This is a genomic window from Tenacibaculum sediminilitoris, assembly GCF_964513795.1.
GTDB lineage: Bacteria > Bacteroidota > Bacteroidia > Flavobacteriales > Flavobacteriaceae > Polaribacter > Polaribacter sediminilitoris.
The window spans coordinates 144,762-170,390 of sequence record NZ_CAZEQR010000044.1; the positions used below are offsets into that span (position 1 = coordinate 144,762).

The window sequence follows — 25,629 nt, forward strand, 5'->3', positions numbered from 1 at the left end:
CTCTTTTAACATTTTTATTTAAGTTAGCATTTATTTAAACAAATTTTACTCGTTATCTAATTTTTTTATAAAATTGTCAACCTATTTTAGGATGATTCAAAAGTGTTAAAGGTTTTCTACTCGCTATAGAAATGGTACTAAAAAATAGAGTTTACAAAAATGAACCTTTTACCCATTACTCAGAGAGAGGTTTACAATAACTTTAGCCTTATTTATCTAACTACATGCTAACACCTAATCAAATACACAAGCAAAAAATAATGAAAAGAAAAGCATATAAAAAAGTAAAAGGCAGCAATATAAAATTACTACCTTTATAATTGTTAATTCTGTATCGCTATTTCAGAACGTGATAATACATCATAAGGTTACCAACGAATCACTACTGACCCCCAAGTAAACCCACTACCAAAAGCAGCTAAAACTACCAAATCACCATCTTTAATTTTTCCTTTTTCCCAAGCTTCCGTTAATGCAATAATAACTGAAGCGGCAGTAGTATTACCGTACTTCATAATATTATTATATACCTTATCATCAGGCAATTGGAATTTCTTCTGGATAAATTGTGCAATACGTAAATTCGCTTGATGTGGAATTAACATATCAATATCTTCCTTTTGTAATCCATTAGCCTGTAAACCTTCTATAATTGCTTCTGAAAAACGAACGACTGCATGTTTAAATACAAACTGTCCATTCATATGTGGATAATACGACACATCCGTTGGATCATTTTTTTTTAAAATTTCTGGAACCCAATGTCCAGTAGAAGGCCCCTCTAAAACCAACTCTTTTGCATGTTTTCCTTCCGAATGCAAGTGTGATGATAAAATTCCTTTTCCTTCCTCTTCACTGCGTGATAATACAGCAGCTCCTGCTCCATCTCCAAAAATTACAGTTACGCCTCTTCCACGAGTAGAACGATCTAATCCTCCTGAATGATTTTCAGAACCAATTACTAAAACATTTTTATACATTCCTGTTTTAATAAACTGATCTGCTACAGACATTGCATAAATAAAACCTGAACATTGATTACGTACATCTAGCGCACCAATTGTTGGCATATCTAATAAGTCTTGTACCTGCACACCTCCTCCAGGAAAATATAACTCAGGACTTAACGTAGCGAAAACAATAAAATCAATATCATCTTTTGTTAAACCAGCACGTTCAATAGCTATTTTAGCAGCCTTAGCGCCCATTACAGATGTAGAGTCATCAGATGTTGGATCTATCCAACGACGTTCTTTGATACCAGTTCTTTCTTGAATCCATTCATCACTCGTCTCCATAAACTGAGCTAAATCGTCGTTAGTCACTACATTTTCAGGAACATAGTAACCTAACCCTGTTATTTTTGAATTATACATATTTGTTTTATTGTTTGTTTTATGGTTGTTTGTTAATTGACAGCCCATAAAAGTACGGATTTTATGTAATTTCAACAAAAAGTGTCAGTTTGTCATAAAATTATATTTGGTATTTTTTTTGACTAATCATTCTATAGAAAATAATATCAAATAAAATATATACTTATGAGTAAAGGAAACATTAATGTATCGGTTGAAAATATATTTCCACTGATTAAAAAATTCTTGTATTCTGATCACGAAATCTTCTTACGTGAGTTAATTTCTAACGGAACTGATGCTACTACAAAATTAAAGCACTTAATTTCAATTGGTGAAGCAAAAGCAGAATTAGGTAATGCTAAAATTGAAATCAGTATAAATAAAGACGCAAAAACCTTAACTATTAAAGACCAAGGTATTGGTATGACTATGGATGAGGTTGAAAAATATATCAATCAAATTGCCTTTTCTGGAGCTGAAGAGTTCTTAGAAAAATATAAAGATGATAAAAACGAAACAGGAGTTATTGGTCATTTTGGGTTAGGGTTCTATTCTGCTTTTATGGTTGCTGACAAAGTAGAAATTTTTACCAAATCTTTTAAAGACGAACCTGCTGCTCACTGGGTATGTGATGGTTCGCCTGAATACACCTTAGTAGAACACGACAAATCTGACAGAGGTACAGAAATTGTGTTACATATTGCTGAAGATTCTACCGAGTTTTTAGAGGAAGGTAAAATTCGCGGATTATTAACTAAATACAATCGTTTTAACCAAGTACCAATTAAATTTGGAACAAAGAAAATAAACGATCCAGATTTTACTCCTAAAACCACAAAAGACGAAGAGGGTAAGGAAGTTACGGAGCCTCACAAACAAATTGAAGTTGATGATATCATCAATAATACAAATCCTGCATGGACTAAAAAACCAGCAGATTTAGAAGAGGAAGATTATAAAAACTTCTACCGTGAATTGTACCCAATGCAATTTGAAGAGTCTTTATTTCACATTCACTTAAATGTAGATTATCCATTCAACTTAACAGGAATTTTATACTTCCCTAAGTTAACGCAGAACTTGGATATGCAAAAAGATAAAATTCAATTATACCAAAACCAAGTATTTGTTACCGATAATGTGGAAGGAATTGTTCCTGATTTTTTACAAATGCTAAAAGGGGTAATTGACTCTCCAGACATTCCTTTAAACGTTTCTCGTTCTTATTTACAAGCAGATGGAGCTGTTAAAAAGATTTCTGGGTACATCACTAAAAAAGTAGGCGACAAACTTGCTTCTTTATTTAAAAACAATCGTGAAGACTTTGAGCAAAAGTGGAATGACATCAAAGTGATTATTGAATACGGAATGTTATCGGAAGATAAATTTTTCAGTAAAGCTAAGAAATTTGCCTTATATCCTACAGTTGATGATAAGTTCTTTACGTTTGACGAATTGGTTGAAAAAACAAAAGATGCTCAGACAGATAAAGATGGGAATCATGTAATCTTATACGCAGCAAACAAAGAAGCACAACACAGTTATGTTGAAGAAGCGAAAGCAAAAGGATATGAAGTATTGTTATTAGACTCTCCTATTGTTCCGCATTTAATGCAAAAGTTAGAAACAGAATCAGGAGATGCTAAAGTACAATTTAAACGTGTAGATGCTGATCATGTTGATAATTTAATTAAGAAAGACGATACGGTAATTTCTAAACTTTCTGATGAAGAAAAAGAAAAATTAAAGCCTGTTATTGAAGGTGCTGTAAACAACTCTAGCTATACAGTACAATTAGAAGCTATGGATTCAAGTGCTTCTCCTTTCTTAGTTACCGTACCAGAATTTATGCGTCGTATGAAAGAAATGAGTGCTACCGGTGGTGGAATGATGGGAATGGGTAATATGCCAGAAATGTACAACTTAGTAGTAAACACCAATCATGAGTTAGTATCAGAAATTTTAAATGCTGATGAAGACAAACAAAAGCAATTAGTTTCGCAAGCTTTTGATTTAGCGAAATTATCTCAAAACCTATTACATGGTGAAGAGTTAACAAACTTTATCAAACGTAGCTACGAATTAATTAAATAATAGCGAATCGTCATTGATAAAAAAGAACCCTCTTTGTGAAAACAATTAGGGTTCTTTTTTATAGTTATTAACTCACTTAATATATTATTTACTCATCACAAAGCATCAATACCTAAATCTTATTTCAACAAAAACAATAACTACACACCGTGTTAATTATCAAGTAGTTGAAAGTGCATGTTTTAAAATAAATTCAGTTTTGAAATCAATGAACTTTTTTAGAAGAATTTTCACGATGTTGTGTCTTACAATTGATAAGTTTTATTGTACCCTGTACATACTATAAAAATTGCAGATAATTAACATTCAAAAACCTCTTAACTATAAACAAATATTTTTTGTTTTATTGTAAAATAAAAAAAATGTAGCTTCGTTTTTAGTTAATTATGAATACCAATAAATAAAGTCAATTGTAGCATACTACCTCACTTAGTAAACAGAAAGTTACCTTCAATAAACTCAAAAGGGAAAACACCATACTCATTATTTATGTATACTTTTTTAGTAGTAATTAAACACCTTAAAACAATAAAAATTACAAAAATTTTTTTTAAAAAAAAGAATAAAACCAAATGCTAGTATATCGAAAATCAACTATACCTCTACTTCTATTTTTAGCTCAATTTTTATTTACCTTTAGCTGTATTTCAAATGATTCTATACATGTTAAACTTATAAAAGAAGTAAAAAAAAACAATGCTGATATCAACATAATTAAAAAGATAATTAAAAAAGGTGCGAACATAAATTATGAAGACAATTTACAAAACACCTCTTTGCATTGGGCATCATATAAAGGTCATTTAGAAATTGCAGAATACCTTATTAAATCTGGAGCTTTAATAAATAAAGTGAATAAAAACAATTTCACTCCCTTAACAAATGCCATAGAAAATAAACATAAAGAGCTTGCCAAGATGCTTATTTTAAAAGGATCAGATGTAAATAAGCCTACAGAAAGCTTTCAAAAACCATTATTCTTAGCCATTGATAAAGGTTATATTGAACTTGTTGATTTAATACTTTCAAAAGGTGCAGAGATTAATTATATTGATAGAAACAACTATACGCCTCTTTTACTAGCCGTTGAATACAATCAATTAAAAATAGTAGAACTTTTAATTAATGCTGGAGCAGATATTAACTTACTTGCTAAGATTTCGCCACTTTCTATGGCGGCCAGACAAAATCATAGATCTATAGTTAAACTATTGCTTTCAAAAGGAGCTTCGGTAAATTTAACAGGAAATCTTGGTTTATCTCCCCTTTATATGGCTGCATATAACAATAATTTAGAAATTATGAAAATATTGATTGAAGCAGGAGCAGATATCGATTTATTAGATAGATTAGGTGAGTCTGTTCTATACAGAGCCGTTTCTCAAAACCAAAAAGAAATGGTAGAATTATTGCTTGATAAAGGTGCGGACGTTTTATTAAAATACAAGTTGAATAAAGATACAGCATTGATGATTGCCGCAGAAAATGGTTATCTAGATATTGTAAAACTTTTAGTTTTATATAAAGCCCCTATAAAAACAATTAATCTGATAGATAACACAGCCTTGTTCCTAGCTGCTCAAAATAACCACTTAGAAATCGTTCAGTTTTTAATTCAACAATCAGCAGATATAAACAAACAAAATATGTTTGGTGAAACTCCTATTTCTAAAGCAGCAGAAAAAGGCTATTTAAAAATTGTAAAATACTTGATTAAATCTGGCGCCAACATAAATATACCAAGATCAGACAAACAAACTCCCTTACATTTAGCAATAAGAAAAGGTCATGATGAAGTAGTTAGTTATTTAATTAATAATAAAGCAAATATAGAAGCAGTTAGTAATGATGGAGAAACCCCTTTATATCTTGCTATAAATAATTCGAAACCAAAAATTGCAGAACAACTTATAACTGCAAGAGCCAATGTAAATGCCTCAACTACTGAGGGTCAACCTCTTATACATACTGCTGCTTATAAAGGAAATTTACAGGTTCTAATACAATTAATTAATGCTGGAGCTGATGTACATTCTATTGAAAAATATTTTAAAATGACTACACTACACTCCGCTGTGTTTTCAACAAAACTAGAAGTGGTAAAATACCTTCATAAAGCTGGAGTAAACCTAGACAAAATGAGTAAAAATGGAAGAACTGCTCTTCATTTTGCTTGTATTACCAACCAAAAAGAAATTGTAAAATACTTACTTTCTGTTGGTGCAGACACTACAATTAGAGACACTACAAATAAACAAGCTATAGATTTAACAAATGATTCAGAAATTAAAAAACTTTTTAAATAATTCTTTACCTTGTATAGGTAATAAAGCTACAATTTTTTTTAGCACTTATAATTATTGCTGGACACAAGATATTATTAAAAAAAAATTGATAAATGAAATTAAAAAAGGTGCTATAGTTAACTATGCTAATTCAAAAGGATGCACTCCGGTTATTAAAAGCAATTAGAAATGATAATATAGAAATTGTAAAAATCCTCCTAAAATTAGGAGCCAACATTAATCAAGTTAATTCAAAAGGAGAAACAAGCTAGTATTATTTCTGAAATTGAACGTTATAAGGCAAATCCTGGTTAGGCATTATCATACAAAATTGGACAATTGAAAAACTGTGAATTACTTGCAAAAGCTAAAAAGGAATTAGGAAATCAATTTGATATTAAAGAATACCACAATTAAATTTTAGAAACTGGTTGTATTCCGTTAGCCCTTTTAGAAAACAAAATCGACAACTGGATATCTTCTAAAAAACAAGGATAAAACTATGAGTGCTATTACCCTATACCTCAACGTTAATTTTTGTTTTGTAGATTTTATAGCGCGATAATACGCCTGTCTATCTAGCTCAAGTAAACTACAGATTGTTGTTATGCTTTGTTTGTGCTCTCTTGAAAAGAATCATATTACATGGAGTCTTGCTTTTTCTGCTAGGTATATGAATTTTTTTCAGCCATATCAATCATCATATCAAACAAGATGGTCTTTTATCAACTCTGTCTGCTAAATATTCTGATCTATCTCTTTTACAACTTGAAGCTTTAAACTTAAACAGTAATCTTTTTGTGTATGTTTTTTGTAATTTGAGTCCGTTTTATAATGTTTAGATGTAACACTATATTAAAACATGCCTCCTTGGGCTTCGTTATCATCTCTATATTTTCTGCCTTTAATTTTATTTTTGCCACTTCCAAAGTTGTATGAAAAACCTAGGTAAATAGAGTTGTATTCTAAAGTGTATTTTCCTTTTTGTATAAAAGGGTTGTATGAGGTGTAGTCGAAATTAACATTGTTGAAAATATCGGTTCCTCTTAAAGTAATACAGCCTTTACCGCTAAATATTTTTAACCTCGCAGCAGCATTAATCATCGTGTACGGTTGCACTGAATATTGTATGTTTTTACTTTTCCCTCTATAAGTTCCTGATAATTGAAAACTTAATTTTTTAGAAGCTTTAAAAGAGTTACTTACTCTACCTTTTAGTAAGGTGTTTTTAACCGTTTCTAAGTTGTTGTTTAGCACTCCTTGAGAATCTTGTATATACGTTTCAAAAGAAGGTCTAAGAGTCCACCATTTTATAGGTTTAAAACTAGCTGAAATCTCAACTCCATAACTATCAGCAAAGTTATAATTGGTAAAAGAACTAATAGTTCTATCAGGATTTTGATCACCTTGTTGTAATAATCGACCAATTTTGTCATTTGTTCTTCTATAAAATGTACCGAAAGATATATAACCTTTAGTAATTGTTTTAGTGTAGTTAAGTTCTAAAGAGTTTGTGAACTGTGGTTGTAAGTTTAAGTTTCCTTTAGATATTGTTAGTGGTGAAAACCATTCTTGAATAGGAGTTATTTGATATGCAGAGGGTCTGTCAACTCTTCTGCTATATGCAAATTGTAAGTTATCTTTTTCAGTAAAGTTATAGGTGATTGATGCTGAAGGATACAAACTAAAAATATTGTTTTTTAGCGGTGTTTTTCCTTGTTCAGTATTTGTAAAAAGGGCGTTTAAATTGAATTGTTCTATTCTAAGCCCTGTTTGAATAGCAAACTTATTGAGTTTTTTACTAAAATTTATATATCCAGAGTAAATTGAACGATCATAATTTAAGTCAGTATTCCCAACAGGTTGTATGGTGGATGAACTACTAGCAGTTTCTCTATCTGTGAGTATTTGATTGTAAAAATCTTGTTCTCTAAACTCAAATCCAAATTCTAACTTTCCATGTTTTATAGGTTTAACGTAGTCAATATTTAATAACCAGAGCTTTCGTGTGTCTTTTATATTGTTTGCATAATTATATTCTTTTGAATTAGGGTTGATGAATTCATCGTTAATCGTTTTTTCAGGGTTTTTAGTTATGGAATGATTAAATTCAACTTCTAAATTCTGACCTTTATCATCAAAATTATAAACATAATTAATATTATAACTCTCATCTTTTTGGTTATAGTCAGAAAAACTTTTGTTGTTAAAAACTAACGAGTTGTTTTCATGAACGAGAGTATTGGTAGTTAAACTATTATTATCAAAATTCTGAGATGTGTATGCAGATAATATACTTTTAGAATTTAGGTTTATATCCACACCAAACTTAATATTATGATTATTTGAAGTACTTAAAAAATCAATGTTTTGAGTTAAGTTAATATTGGTTCTTTCTAAATCGTTAAAGGTTTCATAATCCCCCCAACCTGTATTATAGTTTAGGTAAAAATTAGTAATACCGGTTTTATAGTTTGTATTTAAAGAAAACTCAGGTCTTAAGTTTCTGCTCTGTTCTATCCCAGCAGATAAACTTCCGTTAAATCCTATTTCAATGTTTTTTTTAAGAATTAAATTAATAATACCACTCATACCTTCAGGGGTATGTTTTGCTGATGGGTTTGTAATGATTTCAACACTTTTTACAGAATTAGAAGGTATTTGTTTTAGTAACTGAGCCGTATTCATGTTCGATGGTTTTCCATTTACCAAAATTCTAACATTTTCATTGCCGCGCAAGCTTATAGTTCCTGAAAGTTGGTTAATGTCTATAGAAGGAATGTTTTCAAGCATTTCTAAAGAAGTGGTTCCTGTAGCTGTTAAATCATTTCCTATGTTGATAATCTTTCTGTCTATTTTTTGAATAGTAGTAGAAGTTTCTCCTTGTATTTCAACTTCATCTAATTGTGTAGTGTTTTCTTCAAGATAAATTATTCCTATTTTACTACTTTCTTTTAAGCTTATTTTTTTTTCTAGAGTTTGGTAACCAATAAATTGAAAGGTTAGTAGTAGATTTTCTTTTGGAAGTTTTTTTATATTAAAACTTCCTTTTTCATCAGAGATATTACCCGTAATTATCTTGTTTGAAATATCTCTACAGGTAATAGTAACAAAAGGAATTGGTTCGTTGTTTTTTTTGTTTAAAACAGTTCCTGATATCTCAAAATTTTGAGAATAAGACAGTTGAAAGCTTAATAAAAATAATAAGATCAGTGATCTTTTCATATATCGGGGGATTAAAAAATTCCCTAAAAGTAAAAAAACGAAGTTAAATACTTCGTTTTTTTTAAATAATTAATCAAAAACTAATTTTATAAGAAACCTCCGCCTCCTTGTTTTTCATTATTATCACGTTGTTTTCTAGAACGAGCTTTGTTTTTACCTCCACCAAATCGATAATTAAATCCGATATAAGCGGTTCTACTTTCCCATTTAAAGCGTCCGTTTTGAACAAAAGGTCTTGTAGAGTTAAACTTAAATCTCATGTCATTAAAAATATCATTCACTCTAAGGTTAATGTTTCCTTTTCCTTTAAGAATACTATAGTTAGCACCAATGTTAATCATTTTCATAGGTTCAACATTCCATTGAATATCTTCTCTTGGACCTCTGTACATTGCAAATAATTGTAAACGTAACTTTTTAGATACTGTAAAGCTATTACTTATACGTGCGTTAAAAATATCTGTTTTAACTTCAGTAGTAGGAGCGTTAGGGTCACTTAAATCAGTAGTTCCAAATTGTTTTTGAGAATAGTAATCCATACTAGCATTTGCTCTCCACCATTTAGCAATTTTATAGTTTGCAGAAAACTCTAAACCATACGCATCTGTATCGTCAAAATTAGCAAAAGTTAAAATTTGTCTTACATCATTAGCATCACTTGGGTCTTTATAAGTGGCTCTGTTAATAACATCATTAATATTTCTATAAAAACTACCTAAAGTTATAGATCCACCTTTTATTTTTCGTGTATAATTAAATTCAACTGAGTTTGTGAATTGAGGAACAAGATCTGGGTTACCTACTGAGGTAATTAAAGGGGTACTCCATTCTCTAATAGGGTTTACTTGTTGTATTCCAGGTCTGTCAACTCTTTTACTGTAGCTTAATTGAAATTGGTTTTTTTCAGAAGGGTTAAAAGTAAAGAAAGCAGATGGATATATACTAAAAATATCATCGGTAACAGTTTCTGTAGCTTCCCCCACTTGATTAAATACTCCTTCTATCTTATACTGTTCTAAACGTGCTCCTAACTGCATGGTAACTTTTCCAAACTTATGCCCATAATTAGCATAAGCAGAATAAATATCTCTGTCATAAGTAAAAGAAGAATTATTAAAACCAACTTGTGTTGTTGCGTTTGTGTTATTGGTGTTATTTACTCTATACTCTAAACCTAGCTCTAATTTCCCATTTTTAGAAATAGGGTTTGTGTAATCTAAGTTTAAAAGCGTGTTTTCTCTTTTGTTTTTAATATCATTAATATAATTAGGTTGAGAGCCTTCTGTAAAACTATTTTCTAAAAAGTTAGGAGAATCATTTTGAGTGAAGTTAGCCTCAAACTCTATGTTATGCCCTTCTTTTTCAAACACATGTTTATAATTTACATTATATGCTTGGTTATGACTTTCATTTGTTTGTGTGTTAGGAGAATGTTCTATTAAATCACCATTATTATCCGTAATTATAGCACGACCTCTAGCATTACTATCAAACCAGTTTTGAGTAGTGTAAAGAGATAAGGTGTTTTTATCATCTAAATAAATATCAGCTCCAATTTTAAATAAATGAGATTCATTGTCATTAATAAAAATAAAGTCTTGATTGTTAACTCCAGGTCTATTAACATAACCAAAGTTATACCGATCTCCACCATTAAATCCGTAGTTACCAAAAAAGTTAACCTTTCCTGTTTTATAATTCATGTTTGTAGACGCATTATAACGAACATAATGTCCAGCTTCAACACCTGTATTAATAGAGCCATTAAAGCCCATGTTGGCATTTTTATTAAGAATGATATTAATAATACCACTCATTCCTTCAGGATTGTATTTTGCAGAAGGGTTGGTAATTAATTCAACACTTTTAATAGATGTAGAAGGAATTTGTTTTAATAACTCAGAAGCAGGAATATTAGTTGGTTTTCCGTCAACTAGTACACGTACATTTTCGTTACCACGTAAGCTAATGTTACCAGATTGGCTATCAACACTTACAGATTGTACGTTGTTTAATAATTCAGAAGCAGTTGCACCTGCAGAAGTTAAGTCTTTACCTACATTAATTACCTTTCTATCTACTTTTTGAGTAACAGAAGAAGTTTCAGCACGAATTTCTATTTCATCAAGAGTAGTACTATCTTCTTCAAGAGAAATGACACCTAAGTTAATTTTACTAGACTTACGATTTATAGAAACAGGCTTAGAAAATGTCTTATAACCTATAAATTGAATTTCAATAATACTATTGCCTTCAGGAATATTTTTTATAGAAAATAAACCGTTATCATCTGTAATTCCACCAGTAATAATTTTTTTGGCAGTATCTTTGATTATAACATTAACATAAGGCAGAGCTTGCTTGGTTGTTTGGTCGATTACCTTACCAGAAATTACTCCAGGTTTAGGAAGGCTATTTTTAGGCATTTGAGCATATAAACTTGTAGTAAATACAGCTAAAAATACTAGTAGTATGTTTTTCATTTTAATTGTTTTTTGAATTGTTTTGATACTTAGTAGACTACATATGCTCTATCTTTGTTACTTAAATTGTTAGAGTTTAACGTAATATTAACAAGAAATGAAGAGACGTACTTTAGTTATAGGGGCTTCTTTAAACCCTAATAAATACTCAAATATTGCTATTAAAAGATTGATAGATAGCAAGGTAGAAACTTTTGCTATCGGACTACGAGAAGGTACTGTAGGTAATGTTATTATTGAAACAGAAAAGAAGTATTTTACCAACATAGATACAGTAACTCTTTATCTTAATCCTGAGCGTCAAAAAAAATACTATGATTATATTCTTAGCTTACAACCTAATAGAGTTATTTTTAATCCAGGAACTGAAAATGAAGAGTTTATAAATTTGTTAAAAGAAAATGGTATTGAGAGCGAAATAGCTTGTACGTTAGTACTTTTATCAACTAGGCAATACTAGTTTAAAATTTCTATCGGAAAAGAGTCGATACTATATCGTTTTCCTGCTTCAGCTAATTCAGTATTCTTAAAAATCGTTTGAGCCTCAATTTTAAAGTCATTAATGTTTTTATATCTGTTAGAATAATGACCAATAATTAACTTATTTGTATTTGCTTGATGAGCAATAGAAGCTGCCTGTTCTGCTGTAGAGTGTTTAGTCTTATCACATAAATCTTCTCTATCTTTTAAAAAGGTAGCTTCATGGTACAGTAAATCTACATTTTTAATTATAGGAATAATATCGGGTTTATAGGCAGTATCACTACAAAAAGCAAAACTTACAGGTTTAGGTGGGGAGATGGTTAAATCTTTATTAGGAATAATTTCTCCTGAAGAAAGCACAAAGTCTTTACCAGCTTTAATATTATGAAAATCACAAGTATCTATTTCTGTATACTGCTGAATATTTTCAAGGTGTAGTTTTCTAAGCTTAGACTTTTCAGTAAATAAAAAACCGTTGGTATACACTCTATGGTTCAAAGGAATAGTTCTTACAGAAACTTTATCGTCTTCAAAAATAAGTTCACTTTCTTTAGATTCTAATTCCTGAAAAATAATTGGATATTTTGTCCATGATTTAGAAACTTTTAATTGAAGTGTTGTAGCTTCTTTAATTCCTTTTGGACCATAAATATATAACTCTTTTTCTCTATTTAAAATTCCAAAAGTGGCAATGAGCCCAACTAAACCAAAAAAATGATCTCCATGCAAGTGAGAAATAAATATATGGTTTATTTTTGAAAAGCCAACCTTATATTTTCGCATTTGTCGTTGTGTACCTTCACCACAATCAATTAAAAAATGACGACCGTTAATTTCTAAATATTGTGCGGTAGGATATGCATTAACTCTTGGAGTTGCTGAATGACAACCTAAAACGGTTAACTGTAAACTCATTTATTTGATAACAAAACGTTTTGAAATAATCTCTTTATTGTTTTGTATTGCATAAATGTACATTCCCGACTTTAAATCATTACGCTGAAACGGAAAAGAATTACGTCCTCTAACTACTTTAAGTTCTTTATTAAAAACAGTTTTACCCAAAACATTTCTTACAGTTAAGATAACTGTTTGTTCGTGTTTAGCATTGAAGTAAATAGTCGTACTAGTTGTAAAAGGGTTTGGGGATGCTACTAACTTTTCGATTGATTTTTCTTGAGAAAAACCAACTGAAATAGTCAAGAATAAAGTTATAAAAAGTATTTTTCTTACCATGTATTATCATTTAGAGGATGGATAATCGTCAAAAAACATAGGTTAAAAACCTAAATCACGTTGAATTTTTTCCATTTCTATAACATCTTCTGCTTCTACTAGAGTAGGAACAATGTTAAAGGTTTCAGGAAAATCATCAATATTAACACCTTTAGACACAACTACAAAAGATGTGCCATTGTTTTGATGTTCGTGAGCGTATTTCAAAAATAGCAAAATTTTTTCGTTAGAAGCGTTAAAATCTTCTGAAATTTGAATAATTAGGTTTTTACCTGTAAGGTTCAGATATTCATCATTAAAACTTTCTATAAAATTAGAAAACGTTTTTTCATCAGAAGTAATTAAAGTGTAATCTGTTTTATGTATTATATTCATAAACTATCTTTTTATTTGTTGCGCTAACAAATAAATAACTGCCATACGAACAGCAACTCCATTTTCTACTTGGTTTAGAATAATCGATTGATCACTGTCGGCAACATCACTTGTTAGTTCTACGCCTCTATTAATAGGACCTGGGTGCATAATCACAATTTTCTTACTAAGATTGTCTAATATTTCTTTATTAATCCCGAAAAGTTGTGTATACTCTCTTGTAGAAGGAAAATACTTAATGTCCATACGTTCGTGTTGTACACGCAATACATTAGCAACATCACACCATTCTAGAGCTTTTTTAAGGTTTGTTTCTACCTCAACTCCTAAAGTTGAAATATATTTAGGAATTAAAGTGCTTGGACCACAAACTTTTACTTTAGCTCCTTGTAACTGTAGTGCAAAAATATTTGACAAGGCTACACGAGAGTGTAGTACATCTCCAACAATTACAATTTTTTTACCTTTTAGGTCGCTGTTTAATGCTTCTCGCATAGAAAAACTATCTAATAATGCTTGAGTAGGGTGCTCATGAGTACCATCACCTGCATTGATAATTTTTGCATCGACATGATTTGATAAGAAAATTCCTGCTCCAACATTCGAGTGACGCATTACTACAATGTCTACCTTCATTGATAATATGTTATTCACTGTATCAATTAAAGTTTCTCCTTTTTTTACAGAAGATTGCCCTGCAGAAAAATTAATAACATCAGCAGACAAACGTTTCTCAGCTAATTCAAACGAAAGTTTTGTGCGAGTACTATTTTCAAAGAATAAATTAGCTATAGTAATATCACGTAAAGAAGGAACTTTTTTTATAGGTCGGTTAATGACTTCTTTAAAATGAGCAGCAGTTTCAAAAATAAGTTCAAGGTCATTTTTGTTAAGGTATTTAATTCCTAATAAATGTTCAACGCTTAACTGCTTCATCTTAGTTTGTTTTTTTAATCATAACTAATCAAGCTTTGAGAGCTTGGGTTCAAGGTAAATTGTATCTTCTTTATGAGTTTCTTGCCAGTTAACAACTACTTTTTCTTCATTGATGGCATCTACTTGTCTTCCTCGGTAATTAGGTTGAATAGGTAAATGACGACTAAAACGACGATCAATTAATACTAACAACTCAACCTTATCAGGTCTTCCATACGATTGTAATGCCGTTAATGCACTTCGTACACTTCTTCCAGAGAATAATACATCATCAATAATCACCACTTTTTTTCCTTCAATTAAAAAGTCAATTTGAGTTGAAGTGGCTTCTAAGGGTTCATCTCTTCTACGAAAATCATCACGGTAAAAAGTAATATCTAATAAGCCTAATTGTAAACCTTTAATTTGGTACTCATCTCTTAGCAGTTTAGCTAATCGGTTAGCTAAATAAGTACCTCTTGGTTGTAACCCTATTAAAACGGTATTAGAAAAATCGTTGTGATTCTCGATTAACTGACACGCTAATCGATGCAGAATGATTTCAATTTCTTTTGAAGTAAGTAGTATTTTTCTGCTCATTTGTTGCTACCAAATTGGTTTGATAGTTCAACGCTCAAAATTAAGGCAAAAATTAAAGCTGACAAAATTAAACTTAATGAAACGTGAAACTAGGTCTATAAAATTATCTTTACATTTGCGCACTTTTACAAAAGACTCTTAGAAATTATGATGAAATACATTAAAAGTAAGAAGATTAACGTTAAAGATGATTCATTGGCAGGTATAACAGTATCCTTAGCAATGATACCAGAAGTAGTAGCTTTTGCTTTTGTGGCTCAAATTAGTCCTATTGTAGCATTATTTGGAGCTTTTGTGATAGGAATTGTTTCTGCAGTTTTTGGAGGTAGGCCTGGGTTGATTTCTGGAGCAGCTGGTGCTGTAGCTGTAATTTTCGTGAATATGATACAAGAAGGTCACGCAAAAGGGTTATTATTTGATACACCTGTTGAAAATATGGGCTATTTCTATTTATTAGCAGCTGTGGTTTTGATGGGAATTATTCAAGTACTAGCAGGTGTTTTTAAACTAGGTAAATTAGTTCGGTTAATTCCACATTCAGTTATGATGGGGTTTGTAAATGGCTTAGCTGTAGTTATTTTTATTGCGCAGTTAGGAATGTTCAAAGAGAATAAGAAAGATGTTTTTGGGCAAAATATGCGCAAAACCGAATCGAAAGAATTAGTATATAAAGTAGCCGATAATGAAGTACAAGATTTAGTTTCAAGTGCAGCAATATTTTCTATCAAAGGAAATTCAATAATCAATAACGGAACAAACCAAGAAGTTTTTGTAAGGTCAGATACGCAAGTTTTTGATGCAAAAACAAAAAAGGTAGTTTATAATATAGAAAATGACGGATTTTATTCAATAAAAGATAGTGGAGTAGTGAAGTCTACTTTGCAAGGAACAAAATTATACACCATGATTGGCTTGGTATTATTAACGATGCTAATTATATGGTTGCTACCAAAATTAACAACTAAAGTTCCAGCAGCATTAACAGCTATCTTAATCGTAACATTTATATCTATTTTTGGAGGATTGGAGTCTATTAATGTAGGAGATTTTATTAGAGATGGTGGAGGAGCCGGTTTGAATGGTTTTGATGAGATTTCTAAGAAAATGAACTTAGCAGAACTTTGGAGTAATTTACCGTTTAACCTAGATACCTTAAAATTTATTGCACCGTATGCCTTTTTAGCAGCTTCAGTTGGATTGATTGAAACATTGATGACAATGAATTTGGTAGATGAATTAACTGATTCTAGAGGTGACGGGAATAAAGAATGTGTAGCACAAGGAGCTGGAAATATGTTGAGTGGATTGTTCGGAGGTACTGGTGGTTGTGGTATGATTGGTCAAACTGTGATTAATATTAATGCAGGTGGTAGAGGACGCTTATCAGGAGTTATGATGGCTGTTACTTTATTAATTTTCATTCTTTTTGCTGATAAATATATAGAGCAAGTGCCTATTGCTGCTTTAGTGGGTGTTATGTTTATGATGGTGATTGATACATTTGCATGGTCTAGTTTTAGAATTATGAATAAAATTCCAAAATCGGATGCAATTGTATTAATTATAGTATCTGCTGTAACCGTAATATTCGACTTAGCAATAGCTGTATTTGTAGGGGTAATTATTTCTGCTTTAGTTTTTGCATGGGAAAATGCCAAGAAAATTAGAGCGAGAAAGCGTTTTAAGAAAGATGGAACAAAAGTTTATGAAATATGGGGGCCTTTGTTTTTTGGAAGCATTACAGCTTTTAATGAAAAGTTTGATGTTAAAAATGATCCATCCAATATTGAGATTGATTTTGTAGAATCTCGTATTTCAGATCATTCGGCTATTGAAGCAATTTTTATATTAGTTGAAAAATATCAAAAAGCAGGAAAAAAAGTAACTCTGAAACACTTGAGTGAAGATTGTAAGATATTGTTATATAAAGCAAGTCCAATTTTTGCAGATGTTATTGAAGAAGCGGTAGATGATCCTCGATATCATTTAGCAGCAAATCCAGAAGATTTTCCAAAGCCTTTATCGGAGTACCGCTTTTAAATCGCAGAGAGATAGCCAAATATTTAGATTAGGTTTGATAGAAAATAAAAAATCCCGCAGTTAGCGGGATTTTTTTATGTAAATTAAACAACTTAATTCTTTTGAAGTGGACTTATAATTTCAACATCACTAAAAGCAATAGCGCCTCGAATAACACCATCAATAGTATTTTTTAAAGCTTCTATTAACTGCATTTTTAATTGAGATTTATGGTAAATTAAACTAACTTCACGTGCTGGAGTAGGGGTTTCAAATTCTCTTAAATGAGTTTTGTCTCGTTCATTTAAATCTAAAGTATTTAAATAAGGAAGTAAGGTCATTCCTAAACCATCTTTAGATAACTTAATCAATGTATCAAAACTTCCACTTTCTAATTGAAAATGATGCGTTGCACTTCTTTTATTGGTTCTACAAAGGTTAATAATACTATCTTTAAAGCAATGCCCATCTTCTAACAATAAAATATCATCAACCTCTAAATCATCTACCTTAATTTTCTTTTGTTTAAATAATCGATGTTCGCTAGGAATTAACCCAACAAAAGGTTCATAATATAGCACACGCTCTTTAATAGCTTCATTTTCTAATGGAGTTGCGGCAATGGCAGCATCGATGTAACCATCCATCAATTTTCTAACAATTTCTTCTGTAGTTAACTCTTCAATAACCAATTGCACTTTTGGATAATTTCTACTAAAGGTTTTTAAAAACATAGGTAGTAATGTAGGCATAACGGTTGGAATAATTCCTAACCTAAACTCACCTCCAACATAACCTTTTTGTTGATGTACAATATCTATAATACGGTTACTCTCATCAACAATAACTTTAGCTTGTTCTACAATACGTTTACCAACTTCAGTTAATTCTATTGGCTTTTTAGAGCGATTAAAAATTTTAGCATCTAATTCTTCTTCTAATTTCTGAATTTGCATGCTCAACGTAGGTTGCGTAACAAAACAATGTTCTGCTGCTATCGTAAAGTTTTTATATTCTGCGACAGCTAATGTATATTTTAATTGTGTTATAGTCATTTCTATAATAATTTTCGATAAAGATATTAAAACAATCGATTACCTTTATAGTATAACTGTTAAAAGTTGCCTTAAATTTGTAGTAGAAAAAGTAAAAAACTTAAAGTCAATACAATATGTCAACTACAATTTTAGGATTAGATAAACAAAAAACTGAAAACTTAGTAAACGAGTTAAATACATTATTAGCAAACTTTCAAGTGTATTATCAAAATGCAAGAGGATTACACTGGAATATTAAAGGGAAAAACTTCTTTGAATTGCATATGAAGTTCGAGGAGTTTTATACCGATGCACAAGAGAAAGTAGATTTAATTGCAGAACGTATTTTAACATTACAAGGCACACCATTACATACTTTTGAAGATTACAGTAGTGTATCAAGAGTTCCTGTAGGGAAAAATATTTCAAATGATGTTGAAGCAGTGAAGTTAATTATTAATTCATTATCAGAATTACTAAAAATAGAACGTACAATTCTTGATTTGGCTGATGAAGCTGAAGATGAAGGAACAAATTCTATGATGAGCGATTTTATTGCAGAACAAGAAAAAACTTTATGGATGATGAACGCTTGGTTAGGCTAAGAACATCATTCACACTTTTGGGGATTATAAGCAGCATAAAATAATGCTGCTTTTTTATTTTTGAGAAGTAGTATGTAACCTATTTGCTCTAGTTTCGTCTTAAATGTAATAATCATGAAAACAAACCAAATGAAAAACCAAATTCAAATTAAAAAAGTGCTTTTCTGCTCTTTATTTTTTTTACTAACAAGTATAATCTCTGCTCAAAATTTAGAGTCAAAAATTGATGAAATTTTAAAAGCTCAATATAAAGATAATGAAAGTGGAGTTGTTACTTTGGTGGCAAAGCAAGGAAAAGTTATCTATAGAAAAGCTTATGGAAAAGCTAATTTAGAATTAGATGTAAACATGAAACCAGAAAATGTTTTCGAAATTGGCTCAATTACCAAACAGTTTACAGCAGTTTCAATATTAATGTTGTTAGAAGAAGGGAAGCTAAGTTTAGAAGACGATATAACTAAATTTATACCTAATTATCCAACCAAAGGAAAACAAATTACCATTCATCACTTATTAACACACACATCTGGAATTAAAAGTTACACATCGATGCGTAAGTTTGGAGAAGTAATGACCAAAGATGAATCTCCTTTAAAATTTATTGATTTCTTTAAAAATGAACCTATGGATTTTGAACCAGGAGAAAAATATAAATACAATAACTCTGGATATTTTATTTTAGGATATATTATTGAAAAGGTAAGCAGAATGAGTTATCCAAAATTTGTTGAAGAACGAATTTTTAAGAAATTAAATATGAATTCTTCTTGCTATGGAAGTCATACAAAATTAATCAAAAACAGAGCTACAGGATACCAAAAAAGGAACGAAGGGTTTGTAAATGCTCAATACATAAGTTTAACATTGCCTTATGCAGCAGGGTCAATTATGTCGAATGTAGATGATATGTTACAGTGGCAAAAAGCAATTAGTAATAACATACTAGTACAAAAAGAAACAATTGATAAAGCTTTTACTAACTACACACTAAACAATGGTAAGAAAATAAATTATGGGTATGGTTGGAGTTTTAACGAAATAAATGGTGTACCAACTATTGAACACGGTGGAGCAATTCCTGGATATAGGTCTATGGGAGTATATGTTCCGAGTGAAGATGTATATGTAATTATATTTTCTAATTGTGGAAATCAATCACCAAAAAATACAGCTATAAAAATAGCAGCATTAGCTATTAATAAACCAATTTTCAGTAAAGAAAAAATAACTACTTTATCAAAAGAAGAACTGAATAAATGGGTTGGTTCTTATGAATTTGAAGATAAATCTGTTCGTTTTATTACCCTTGAAGATAATCAATTGTATAGTCAGCGAGAGGGTAGTGCGCAAAAAAATAAAATTTATCCAACCGCAGCAAATGAATTTTCTTTTGAAGATGGTTTTATATCTTACAGTTTTTTAGAAGAAAATGGGAAGAAAGCTGTATTTTTTCAAAATAGGATAAACAAAGAAAAAGGTGTTTTTATTCAAAAAGAAGCACCAAAAGATAAAAAGATATCTCAGTAGCATCAGAAGTTTAAAACAAGTATTTAATTAAAATACGAATACTCACAAAGGCAATCAAAATAGCGGTTGCCTTTTTTAATTGAAATGGAGTAAAGAATTGATTACTCATCCTACTACCAATTTGTCCACCAATAAAAACAGTAATTAATAAAATAGAGGTTAAACGCCAATCAATAGAAAAATCAGGATTTGTATACTGACCTATCAACCCAGATATAGAATTTACCAAAATAAAGAAGCTTGCTGTAGCTGCTATTTTTTTAGGAGTATCCCAGTTGGTTAAATGAAGTAATGGAGCTAAAAAAATACCGCCGCCAATACCTACCATTCCAGAAACAAAACCAATAATTCCCCCATAACCAGCATTTTTCGCCAAATTTAAATTGGTAGTTTTACCACTACTTGTAACCACTTTGCTAGAAATCCACATGGTAACAGCAGCAAAAAGTAATGTAAAACCTAAAAGAATAAAGAAAAAAGTTTGGCTTATGCGTAAAAAACCACCTAAAAAAGCCATAGGAATGCTAAATAAAGTAAGAGGAATAACCTTTTTCCAACAATATTGCTTTTGTTGCATATATAGTAAAACATTTCCTGTAACCACCATTACATTACAAAGTAAGGCAGTGGCTCTTATCTGTGTAAAAAGTAACCCAGTAAGTGCTAAAACAGCTAAATAGCTCGAACCTCCACCAAAGCCTACAGAAGAGTATAAAACAGCTACGAAAAAAAAAAGTAAAACAATGTGCCAGTTAGCACTTAAAACATCTAAGAAAAGAGGTATCGCCATAAGAAACAAATGTAACTATAAAAGCTTTTTTAAAAAAGTCTTTAATTTAATAGTGGTTTAAGCTATTTTAAAGAAGTAGCTCTTCTTAGTTGATAAACAATTAAAAATGATTTATTTTAGTAGCTTCAGCTAAAATAAAAAGGAGTATAAGAATGAGTAACTACCACGTAAAAAATTTAGAAGAATACTTTCAAGTATATAGAAAATCTGTAAGAACCCCAGAATTATTTTGGGAAGAAATAGCAGAAGAACACTTTGTTTGGAGAAAAAAATGGGACACCGTTTTAAACTACAATTTTAATAAACCAGAGTTCAAATGGTTTGAAGGAGCGAAATTAAATATAACAGAAAACTGTATAGACCGTCACTTGCATATTCGAGGAGATAAAACGGCTATTTTATTTGAACCTAATAACCCAGATGAAGAAGCTCAACACATATCTTATAAAGAACTACATAGGCGCGTTTGTAAATTTGCTAATGTGCTAAAAGACCATGGAATTGAAAAAGGAGATAGAGTTTGTATTTACTTACCAATGATTCCAGAATTAGCCATTTCAGTTTTGGCTTGTGCTAGAATTGGAGCAGTACATTCGGTGGTATTTGCAGGATTTTCTTCAACAGCACTGGCAACGAGAATTAACGATTGTGAAGCAAAAATGGTAATAACCTCTGATGGATCTTACCGAGGAGCTAAAACAATAGATTTAAAAAGTATTGTTGATGAAGCATTAGAAAACTGTCCTACAATAGAGAATGTATTGGTAGCAAAAAGAATTAATTCAGATATTCAACTAAAAGAAGGACGTGATAAGTGGTTAGAACCTTTGTTAGAAGAAGCCTATCAAGATTGTGTTCCTGAGATTATGGATGCTGAAGACCCACTATTTATTTTATATACATCAGGTTCAACAGGAAGTCCAAAAGGAATGCTACACACCACAGCAGGTTACATGGTGTATACAGCCTACACATTTAAAAATGTATTCAATTATAAAGAAAATGATGTGTATTGGTGTACGGCAGATATTGGTTGGATTACTGGTCACAGTTACATTGTGTACGGACCCCTAGCAAACGGGGCAACGACTGTAATGTTTGAAGGTGTTCCTAGTTATCCAGATTTTGGTCGTTTTTGGGAAATAGTTGAAAAACACAGTATAAACCAATTCTATACAGCACCAACTGCAATTAGAGCACTAGCAAAAGAACATTTAGGTTTTGTAGATAGTTACGACTTGTCATCACTAAAAGTCTTAGGAACCGTAGGAGAACCAATAAACGAAGAAGCGTGGCATTGGTATAACGATAATGTGGGAAAAAAGAAAAGCCCAATTGTAGATACTTGGTGGCAAACAGAAACAGGCGGAATTATGATTTCACCATTACCATATATTACCCCTACAAAACCAACCTATGCAACATTGCCTTTACCAGGAATTCAAATAGCATTAATGAATGAAAACGGAAAAGAAGTGAAAGGAAATCAAGTTGATGGAAGATTGTGTATAAAATATCCTTGGCCATCTATGGCAAGAAGTATATGGGGAAATCATCAACGTTATAAAGAAACATATTTCTCAGCATTTGAGGATATGTATTTTACAGGTGATGGAGCGCTTCGTGATGAGGTAGGATATTACCGAATTACAGGTAGAGTAGACGATGTAATTATAGTATCAGGCCACAATTTAGGAACAGCACCTATTGAAGATGCAGTAAATGAGCATCCTGCAGTTGCTGAAAGTGCTATCGTTGGTTTTCCACACGAAGTAAAAGGAAATGCCCTATATGGTTATGTAATTTTAAAAGAAACAGGAGAGGTAAGAAATCAAGATAACTTACGTAAAGAGATAAATCAAATTATTACTGAGCATATCGGTCCGATAGCGAAGCTAGATAAAATTCAGTTTACGGAAGGATTGCCTAAAACACGTTCAGGAAAAATTATGCGTCGTATTCTTCGAAAAATAGCACATAATGAATTAGATAATTTAGGAGACGTTTCTACACTCTTAAACCCTGAAGTTGTACAAAGTATAATTGATAATAGATTTTAAAACGATGAAAAAAGGGATTCTTACAAGAATCCTTTTTCTTTTGCTATTAAAATTAAATCACGATCATCAGAATTGTCAACCCCAAATACCTTAGCCATTTGTCGTTTTCTTTTTTGAACAGCAGCTAACGATAAAGGAAGAATATTAGGAAGTTTGTTTACACGATTACCAATAGATAATTCATATAAAATTTTTCGATCTAAATCATCTAAGAAATACTCATTAGAAACCTGACTTCTCATCATTTTCATTACCGTTTTACTGTAATATGGAGGGTCGTTTAACACTTCTTCAATTGCATGAACTAATTCTACAGGAGTAATGTCGTTTTTAACTAAAAAACCATCAGGATTTACATTTTTTAAAATGCTGTGCACTCGGTAATTATCGTTAAAAGTAGTTGAGATAATAATTTTAGCTTCAGGAAGTTTTTCATTAATAACTAATCCTAAATCTTCACCAGATAAAATACCTTTTTCTTCTAATGGAGGTAAGCTAATATCTAAAAATATAACCTCAATAGGTTGGTTAGATGAAGCATGCACTTCTATAATTTCATAAGCAGTACGACAATTATTTGCTGTTTGAATATGAAAAGAAACATCTTCATATTGACTTTCAATATAAGTAAAAGCACTTTTATAGGCTTCTGATATTAAGGGGTGATCGTCAATTATTAACGCGTTATACTTTTTACTTTCCATTTTTCATATTAAAAGGGGTTCTAATAACAAGTGTAGTACCTTGGTTTTCTTTTGAGGTAAACTCTAAAGTACCGCCTAGTTTTTTTACTCTTGCCGTAATATTTTTTATGCCAATTCCCTTTTTGTTTTTTTCGGTATTAAAACCAATTCCATCGTCTTTTAACGAAATAATAAGCTCTTTTTTAAAACTAGAGACGTCTAAGATAACATTTTTTGCCTTTGCATGCTTAATAATATTTTGTAAAGCTTCTTGGACTATACGATATATATTGGCTTTGGTAATTTCGTTTATTTCACTCCAAGGAATAGTTTTGTTAAAATTAAACTCATAAGAAAAGTTACCAACGATGCTTCTATCTTTTAAAAGCTGCGTTAAAATAGTGGTGAAGTTAATGTTAGCACTATCAAAATTATCACTTAACCTATGCGAAACATCTCTAATCTCTTTTTCTATCTCTTGTAGTTCATCTAAAAAAGCTTGATGTTTTTCTTGAGTCTCAGGTTTCATTTGCATAGCTAAAAAACCAAGGTTTACCCGTGTGCCAAAAAGCTTACCTAAAACACCATCATGTAGTTCAGCTGAAATACGATTGCGTTCGTTAAAACGTTCTTCTTCTAGTTTAGCTTGCTGTTGTAGGGTTAATACATATACCTCTTCATTGGCTTTCTGTTGTTCGGCCTCGATCTTTAATTTTTCATTTCTTACTTTTTGTACACGTAAAAAGTACAGTAAACTAAGAACCAATAAGCCTCCAAAACTGGTTACTAGAATCCAAATACGTTGTTGACTTAAGCGCTTGGTTTCTTCAATATATTCATCTGTTTCAAACTCTATACGCGTAAATTTGTTTTGTATTCTTCGTTCAGCACTAATTAAGCTATCGTTAAACACTATATACCTATCTAAGTATTTTTTAGAATTTTGTGTGTCTAAGTTAGCGAGTTGGTTTAATGTAGTTAAATAATCTCCCCCGTTTTTTAACTCTTTGGCCAATACATTAGCTTCTTTAGCATATTGTAGCGCCCTAGTAGTGTCTTTGATGTATTTATAATAATCTGAAATATGGATTTTTGAAGAAACAATACCTTCTTTGTTTTGTAAGCTATCTCTAATAAAGAGTGCTCTTTGTAGGTTTTTTTTAACATCTAATGTATCTCTCATTAAAAGCTTACAATGGGCTATATTGTCTAGGATTCTTACATATTGAGTTTTAGTTATCAGTGGTATTTTAAAGTCTTTATAGTAGAATTCTAATGCTTTTGAGTATTCTTTCTTTTTCAAGAAAATATTACCAATATTATTATTAACCGTAATATACTCTCCTTTTTTTAAGGGGGTATTTAACCTATCGGAATATTCCATGGCTTTATGGAAATAATAAATTGCTTTATCGTATTCCTTGATATCTTCTTGTAAAAGACCTAGGTGATTATAAGAGGCATATAATCGTCTATAATCTTTTAAATCTTTAAAAAGTTTAATGGCTTCAATGTTTAAAATTTCAGCACCTGTATAATCTCTATACTTTCCTTTTATACTGGCCATTCCTTGTAATGTTTGTGAAGCTTCTTTTTTAAAACCTCCTTTAATGAAGCTTTGATAGGCTTTATCAAAGTGATAATAGCCTTTACTGTAAACTTCCGACTTTACATGGTAAGTGGCATAATTCCAATGGGCGTCACCAATAGCATAACTATGATTAGTTTTATTAGCTAACTGTAATGCTTTCTTGTTAATTTTCAAAAAATTAATACTGTCTTTTAATTTATAAAATTCATAGGCGATAGAGCTCAGTTCTAGAGGTGAGTTACTATTATTTTCAATGATATGCT

20 protein-coding genes are annotated in these 25,629 nt (G+C 30.8%); 8 read left to right on the forward strand and 12 right to left on the reverse strand.

Translation table 11 applies throughout. The features are described from left to right. Positions 1-368: 368 nt before the first annotated feature. Positions 369-1,376, reverse strand: a complete 1,008-nt coding sequence (locus ACKTSW_RS10295; protein ID WP_408025209.1) for a 3-oxoacyl-ACP synthase III family protein — start codon at positions 1,374-1,376, stop codon at positions 369-371. A gap of 165 nt (positions 1,377-1,541) precedes the next feature. Here ACKTSW_RS10295 and htpG point away from each other — a divergent pair, with 165 nt between their 5' ends. The 3 genes from htpG to ACKTSW_RS10310 all read left to right on the forward strand — a co-directional run bounded on the left by htpG (position 1,542) and on the right by ACKTSW_RS10310 (position 6,009). Next, positions 1,542-3,452, forward strand: a complete 1,911-nt coding sequence (gene htpG / locus ACKTSW_RS10300) for a molecular chaperone HtpG (protein WP_408025173.1) — start codon at positions 1,542-1,544, stop codon at positions 3,450-3,452. Positions 3,453-4,024: 572 nt separating this feature from the next. Then, positions 4,025-5,758 carry an ankyrin repeat domain-containing protein gene (locus tag ACKTSW_RS10305; protein ID WP_408025174.1) on the forward strand — a complete coding sequence of 578 codons (1,734 nt, stop codon included), beginning with the start codon at positions 4,025-4,027 and terminating at the stop codon, positions 5,756-5,758. A 122-nt stretch (positions 5,759-5,880) separates the two neighbouring features. Beyond that, positions 5,881-6,009 carry a hypothetical protein gene (locus tag ACKTSW_RS10310; protein WP_408025175.1) on the forward strand — a complete coding sequence of 43 codons (129 nt, stop codon included), beginning with the start codon at positions 5,881-5,883 and terminating at the stop codon, positions 6,007-6,009. Between the two features lie 583 nt (positions 6,010-6,592). Here ACKTSW_RS10310 and ACKTSW_RS10315 read toward each other — a convergent pair. Both ACKTSW_RS10315 and ACKTSW_RS10320 read right to left on the reverse strand, forming a co-directional pair. Beyond that, the gene (locus tag ACKTSW_RS10315; protein WP_408025176.1) at positions 6,593-8,962 is read right to left on the reverse strand and encodes a TonB-dependent receptor domain-containing protein; all 2,370 of its coding nucleotides are present in this window, start codon (positions 8,960-8,962) and stop codon (positions 6,593-6,595) included. A gap of 86 nt (positions 8,963-9,048) precedes the next feature. Beyond that, entirely contained in the window at positions 9,049-11,445 is a 2,397-nt protein-coding gene (locus tag ACKTSW_RS10320; protein WP_408025177.1) for a TonB-dependent receptor domain-containing protein, read from the reverse strand. 97 nt (positions 11,446-11,542) lie between these two features. On the opposite strand from ACKTSW_RS10320, the gene ACKTSW_RS10325 reads away from it, so the two are divergent. Next, positions 11,543-11,905 (forward strand): CoA-binding protein, encoded by a 363-nt coding sequence (locus ACKTSW_RS10325; RefSeq protein ID WP_408025178.1) that lies wholly within the window; start codon positions 11,543-11,545, stop codon positions 11,903-11,905. Here the strand turns inward: ACKTSW_RS10325 and ACKTSW_RS10330 are convergent. The 5 genes from ACKTSW_RS10330 to pyrR are packed head-to-tail and all read right to left on the reverse strand — an operon-like array spanning position 11,902 to position 15,054. Further along, positions 11,902-12,843 (reverse strand): ribonuclease Z, encoded by a 942-nt coding sequence (locus ACKTSW_RS10330; RefSeq protein WP_408025179.1) that lies wholly within the window; start codon positions 12,841-12,843, stop codon positions 11,902-11,904. The two genes, ACKTSW_RS10325 and ACKTSW_RS10330, sit on opposite strands and share 4 nt — an antisense overlap. Beyond that, on the reverse strand, positions 12,844-13,164 hold the full coding sequence (locus tag ACKTSW_RS10335) for a T9SS type A sorting domain-containing protein (RefSeq protein WP_408025180.1): 321 nt from the start codon (positions 13,162-13,164) through the stop codon (positions 12,844-12,846). A gap of 42 nt (positions 13,165-13,206) precedes the next feature. Continuing rightward, positions 13,207-13,539 carry a hypothetical protein gene (locus tag ACKTSW_RS10340; protein ID WP_408025181.1) on the reverse strand — a complete coding sequence of 111 codons (333 nt, stop codon included), beginning with the start codon at positions 13,537-13,539 and terminating at the stop codon, positions 13,207-13,209. A gap of 3 nt (positions 13,540-13,542) precedes the next feature. Next, positions 13,543-14,475 carry an aspartate carbamoyltransferase catalytic subunit gene (locus ACKTSW_RS10345; RefSeq protein ID WP_408025182.1) on the reverse strand — a complete coding sequence of 311 codons (933 nt, stop codon included), beginning with the start codon at positions 14,473-14,475 and terminating at the stop codon, positions 13,543-13,545. Between the two features lie 24 nt (positions 14,476-14,499). After that, the gene (pyrR, locus tag ACKTSW_RS10350) at positions 14,500-15,054 is read right to left on the reverse strand and encodes a bifunctional pyr operon transcriptional regulator/uracil phosphoribosyltransferase PyrR (RefSeq protein ID WP_408025183.1); all 555 of its coding nucleotides are present in this window, start codon (positions 15,052-15,054) and stop codon (positions 14,500-14,502) included. A 147-nt stretch (positions 15,055-15,201) separates the two neighbouring features. On the opposite strand from pyrR, the gene ACKTSW_RS10355 reads away from it, so the two are divergent. Further along, on the forward strand, positions 15,202-17,094 hold the full coding sequence (locus ACKTSW_RS10355; protein WP_408025184.1) for a SulP family inorganic anion transporter: 1,893 nt from the start codon (positions 15,202-15,204) through the stop codon (positions 17,092-17,094). A 92-nt stretch (positions 17,095-17,186) separates the two neighbouring features. Here the strand turns inward: ACKTSW_RS10355 and ACKTSW_RS10360 are convergent, their stop codons facing one another. After that, positions 17,187-18,128 carry a hydrogen peroxide-inducible genes activator gene (locus ACKTSW_RS10360; protein WP_408025185.1) on the reverse strand — a complete coding sequence of 314 codons (942 nt, stop codon included), beginning with the start codon at positions 18,126-18,128 and terminating at the stop codon, positions 17,187-17,189. A gap of 116 nt (positions 18,129-18,244) precedes the next feature. On the opposite strand from ACKTSW_RS10360, the gene ACKTSW_RS10365 reads away from it, so the two are divergent. Both ACKTSW_RS10365 and ACKTSW_RS10370 read left to right on the forward strand, forming a co-directional pair. Continuing rightward, positions 18,245-18,715, forward strand: a complete 471-nt coding sequence (locus tag ACKTSW_RS10365) for a Dps family protein (RefSeq protein WP_408025186.1) — start codon at positions 18,245-18,247, stop codon at positions 18,713-18,715. A 114-nt stretch (positions 18,716-18,829) separates the two neighbouring features. Then, positions 18,830-20,242, forward strand: a complete 1,413-nt coding sequence (locus ACKTSW_RS10370; protein ID WP_408025187.1) for a serine hydrolase domain-containing protein — start codon at positions 18,830-18,832, stop codon at positions 20,240-20,242. Between the two features lie 10 nt (positions 20,243-20,252). Here the strand turns inward: ACKTSW_RS10370 and ACKTSW_RS10375 are convergent, their stop codons facing one another. After that, positions 20,253-21,032 (reverse strand): sulfite exporter TauE/SafE family protein, encoded by a 780-nt coding sequence (locus ACKTSW_RS10375; RefSeq protein WP_408025188.1) that lies wholly within the window; start codon positions 21,030-21,032, stop codon positions 20,253-20,255. Between the two features lie 152 nt (positions 21,033-21,184). Between ACKTSW_RS10375 and acs the strand changes: the two genes are divergently transcribed. Further along, positions 21,185-23,092, forward strand: coding sequence for an acetate--CoA ligase (gene acs / locus ACKTSW_RS10380; protein WP_408025189.1), 1,908 nt, complete (start codon positions 21,185-21,187; stop codon positions 23,090-23,092). 20 nt (positions 23,093-23,112) lie between these two features. Here the strand turns inward: acs and ACKTSW_RS10385 are convergent, their stop codons facing one another. Together ACKTSW_RS10385 and ACKTSW_RS10390 are read right to left on the reverse strand one after the other, a co-directional pair. After that, positions 23,113-23,796 carry a response regulator gene (locus ACKTSW_RS10385; protein WP_408025191.1) on the reverse strand — a complete coding sequence of 228 codons (684 nt, stop codon included), beginning with the start codon at positions 23,794-23,796 and terminating at the stop codon, positions 23,113-23,115. Beyond that, entirely contained in the window at positions 23,786-25,540 is a 1,755-nt protein-coding gene (locus ACKTSW_RS10390) for a tetratricopeptide repeat-containing sensor histidine kinase (RefSeq protein ID WP_408025192.1), read from the reverse strand. The genes ACKTSW_RS10385 and ACKTSW_RS10390 overlap by 11 nt, the downstream gene beginning before the upstream one ends. Positions 25,541-25,629: the final 89 nt, after the last annotated feature.

Bases quoted from the DNA above. Each gene is read 5' to 3' on its own strand.
- ACKTSW_RS10310 (WP_408025175.1), top strand. From the start codon at position 5,881: ATGCTAATTCAAAAGGATGCACTCCGGTTATTAAAAGCAATTAGAAAT.
- ACKTSW_RS10315 (WP_408025176.1), bottom strand. From the start codon at position 8,962: ATGAAAAGATCACTGATCTTATTATTTTTATTAAGCTTTCAACTGTCT.
- acs (WP_408025189.1), top strand. From the start codon at position 21,185: ATGAGTAACTACCACGTAAAAAATTTAGAAGAATACTTTCAAGTATAT.
- ACKTSW_RS10385 (WP_408025191.1), bottom strand. From the start codon at position 23,796: ATGGAAAGTAAAAAGTATAACGCGTTAATAATTGACGATCACCCCTTA.
- ACKTSW_RS10370 (WP_408025187.1), top strand. From the start codon at position 18,830: ATGAAAACAAACCAAATGAAAAACCAAATTCAAATTAAAAAAGTGCTT.
- ACKTSW_RS10355 (WP_408025184.1), top strand. From the start codon at position 15,202: ATGATGAAATACATTAAAAGTAAGAAGATTAACGTTAAAGATGATTCA.
- ACKTSW_RS10375 (WP_408025188.1), bottom strand. From the start codon at position 21,032: ATGGCGATACCTCTTTTCTTAGATGTTTTAAGTGCTAACTGGCACATT.
- ACKTSW_RS10330 (WP_408025179.1), bottom strand. From the start codon at position 12,843: ATGAGTTTACAGTTAACCGTTTTAGGTTGTCATTCAGCAACTCCAAGA.
- ACKTSW_RS10320 (WP_408025177.1), bottom strand. From the start codon at position 11,445: ATGAAAAACATACTACTAGTATTTTTAGCTGTATTTACTACAAGTTTA.
- pyrR (WP_408025183.1), bottom strand. From the start codon at position 15,054: ATGAGCAGAAAAATACTACTTACTTCAAAAGAAATTGAAATCATTCTG.
- ACKTSW_RS10345 (WP_408025182.1), bottom strand. From the start codon at position 14,475: ATGAAGCAGTTAAGCGTTGAACATTTATTAGGAATTAAATACCTTAAC.
- ACKTSW_RS10340 (WP_408025181.1), bottom strand. From the start codon at position 13,539: ATGAATATAATACATAAAACAGATTACACTTTAATTACTTCTGATGAA.
- ACKTSW_RS10360 (WP_408025185.1), bottom strand. From the start codon at position 18,128: ATGACTATAACACAATTAAAATATACATTAGCTGTCGCAGAATATAAA.
- ACKTSW_RS10365 (WP_408025186.1), top strand. From the start codon at position 18,245: ATGTCAACTACAATTTTAGGATTAGATAAACAAAAAACTGAAAACTTA.
- ACKTSW_RS10325 (WP_408025178.1), top strand. From the start codon at position 11,543: ATGAAGAGACGTACTTTAGTTATAGGGGCTTCTTTAAACCCTAATAAA.
- ACKTSW_RS10305 (WP_408025174.1), top strand. From the start codon at position 4,025: ATGCTAGTATATCGAAAATCAACTATACCTCTACTTCTATTTTTAGCT.
- ACKTSW_RS10295 (WP_408025209.1), bottom strand. From the start codon at position 1,376: ATGTATAATTCAAAAATAACAGGGTTAGGTTACTATGTTCCTGAAAAT.
- ACKTSW_RS10335 (WP_408025180.1), bottom strand. From the start codon at position 13,164: ATGGTAAGAAAAATACTTTTTATAACTTTATTCTTGACTATTTCAGTT.
- htpG (WP_408025173.1), top strand. From the start codon at position 1,542: ATGAGTAAAGGAAACATTAATGTATCGGTTGAAAATATATTTCCACTG.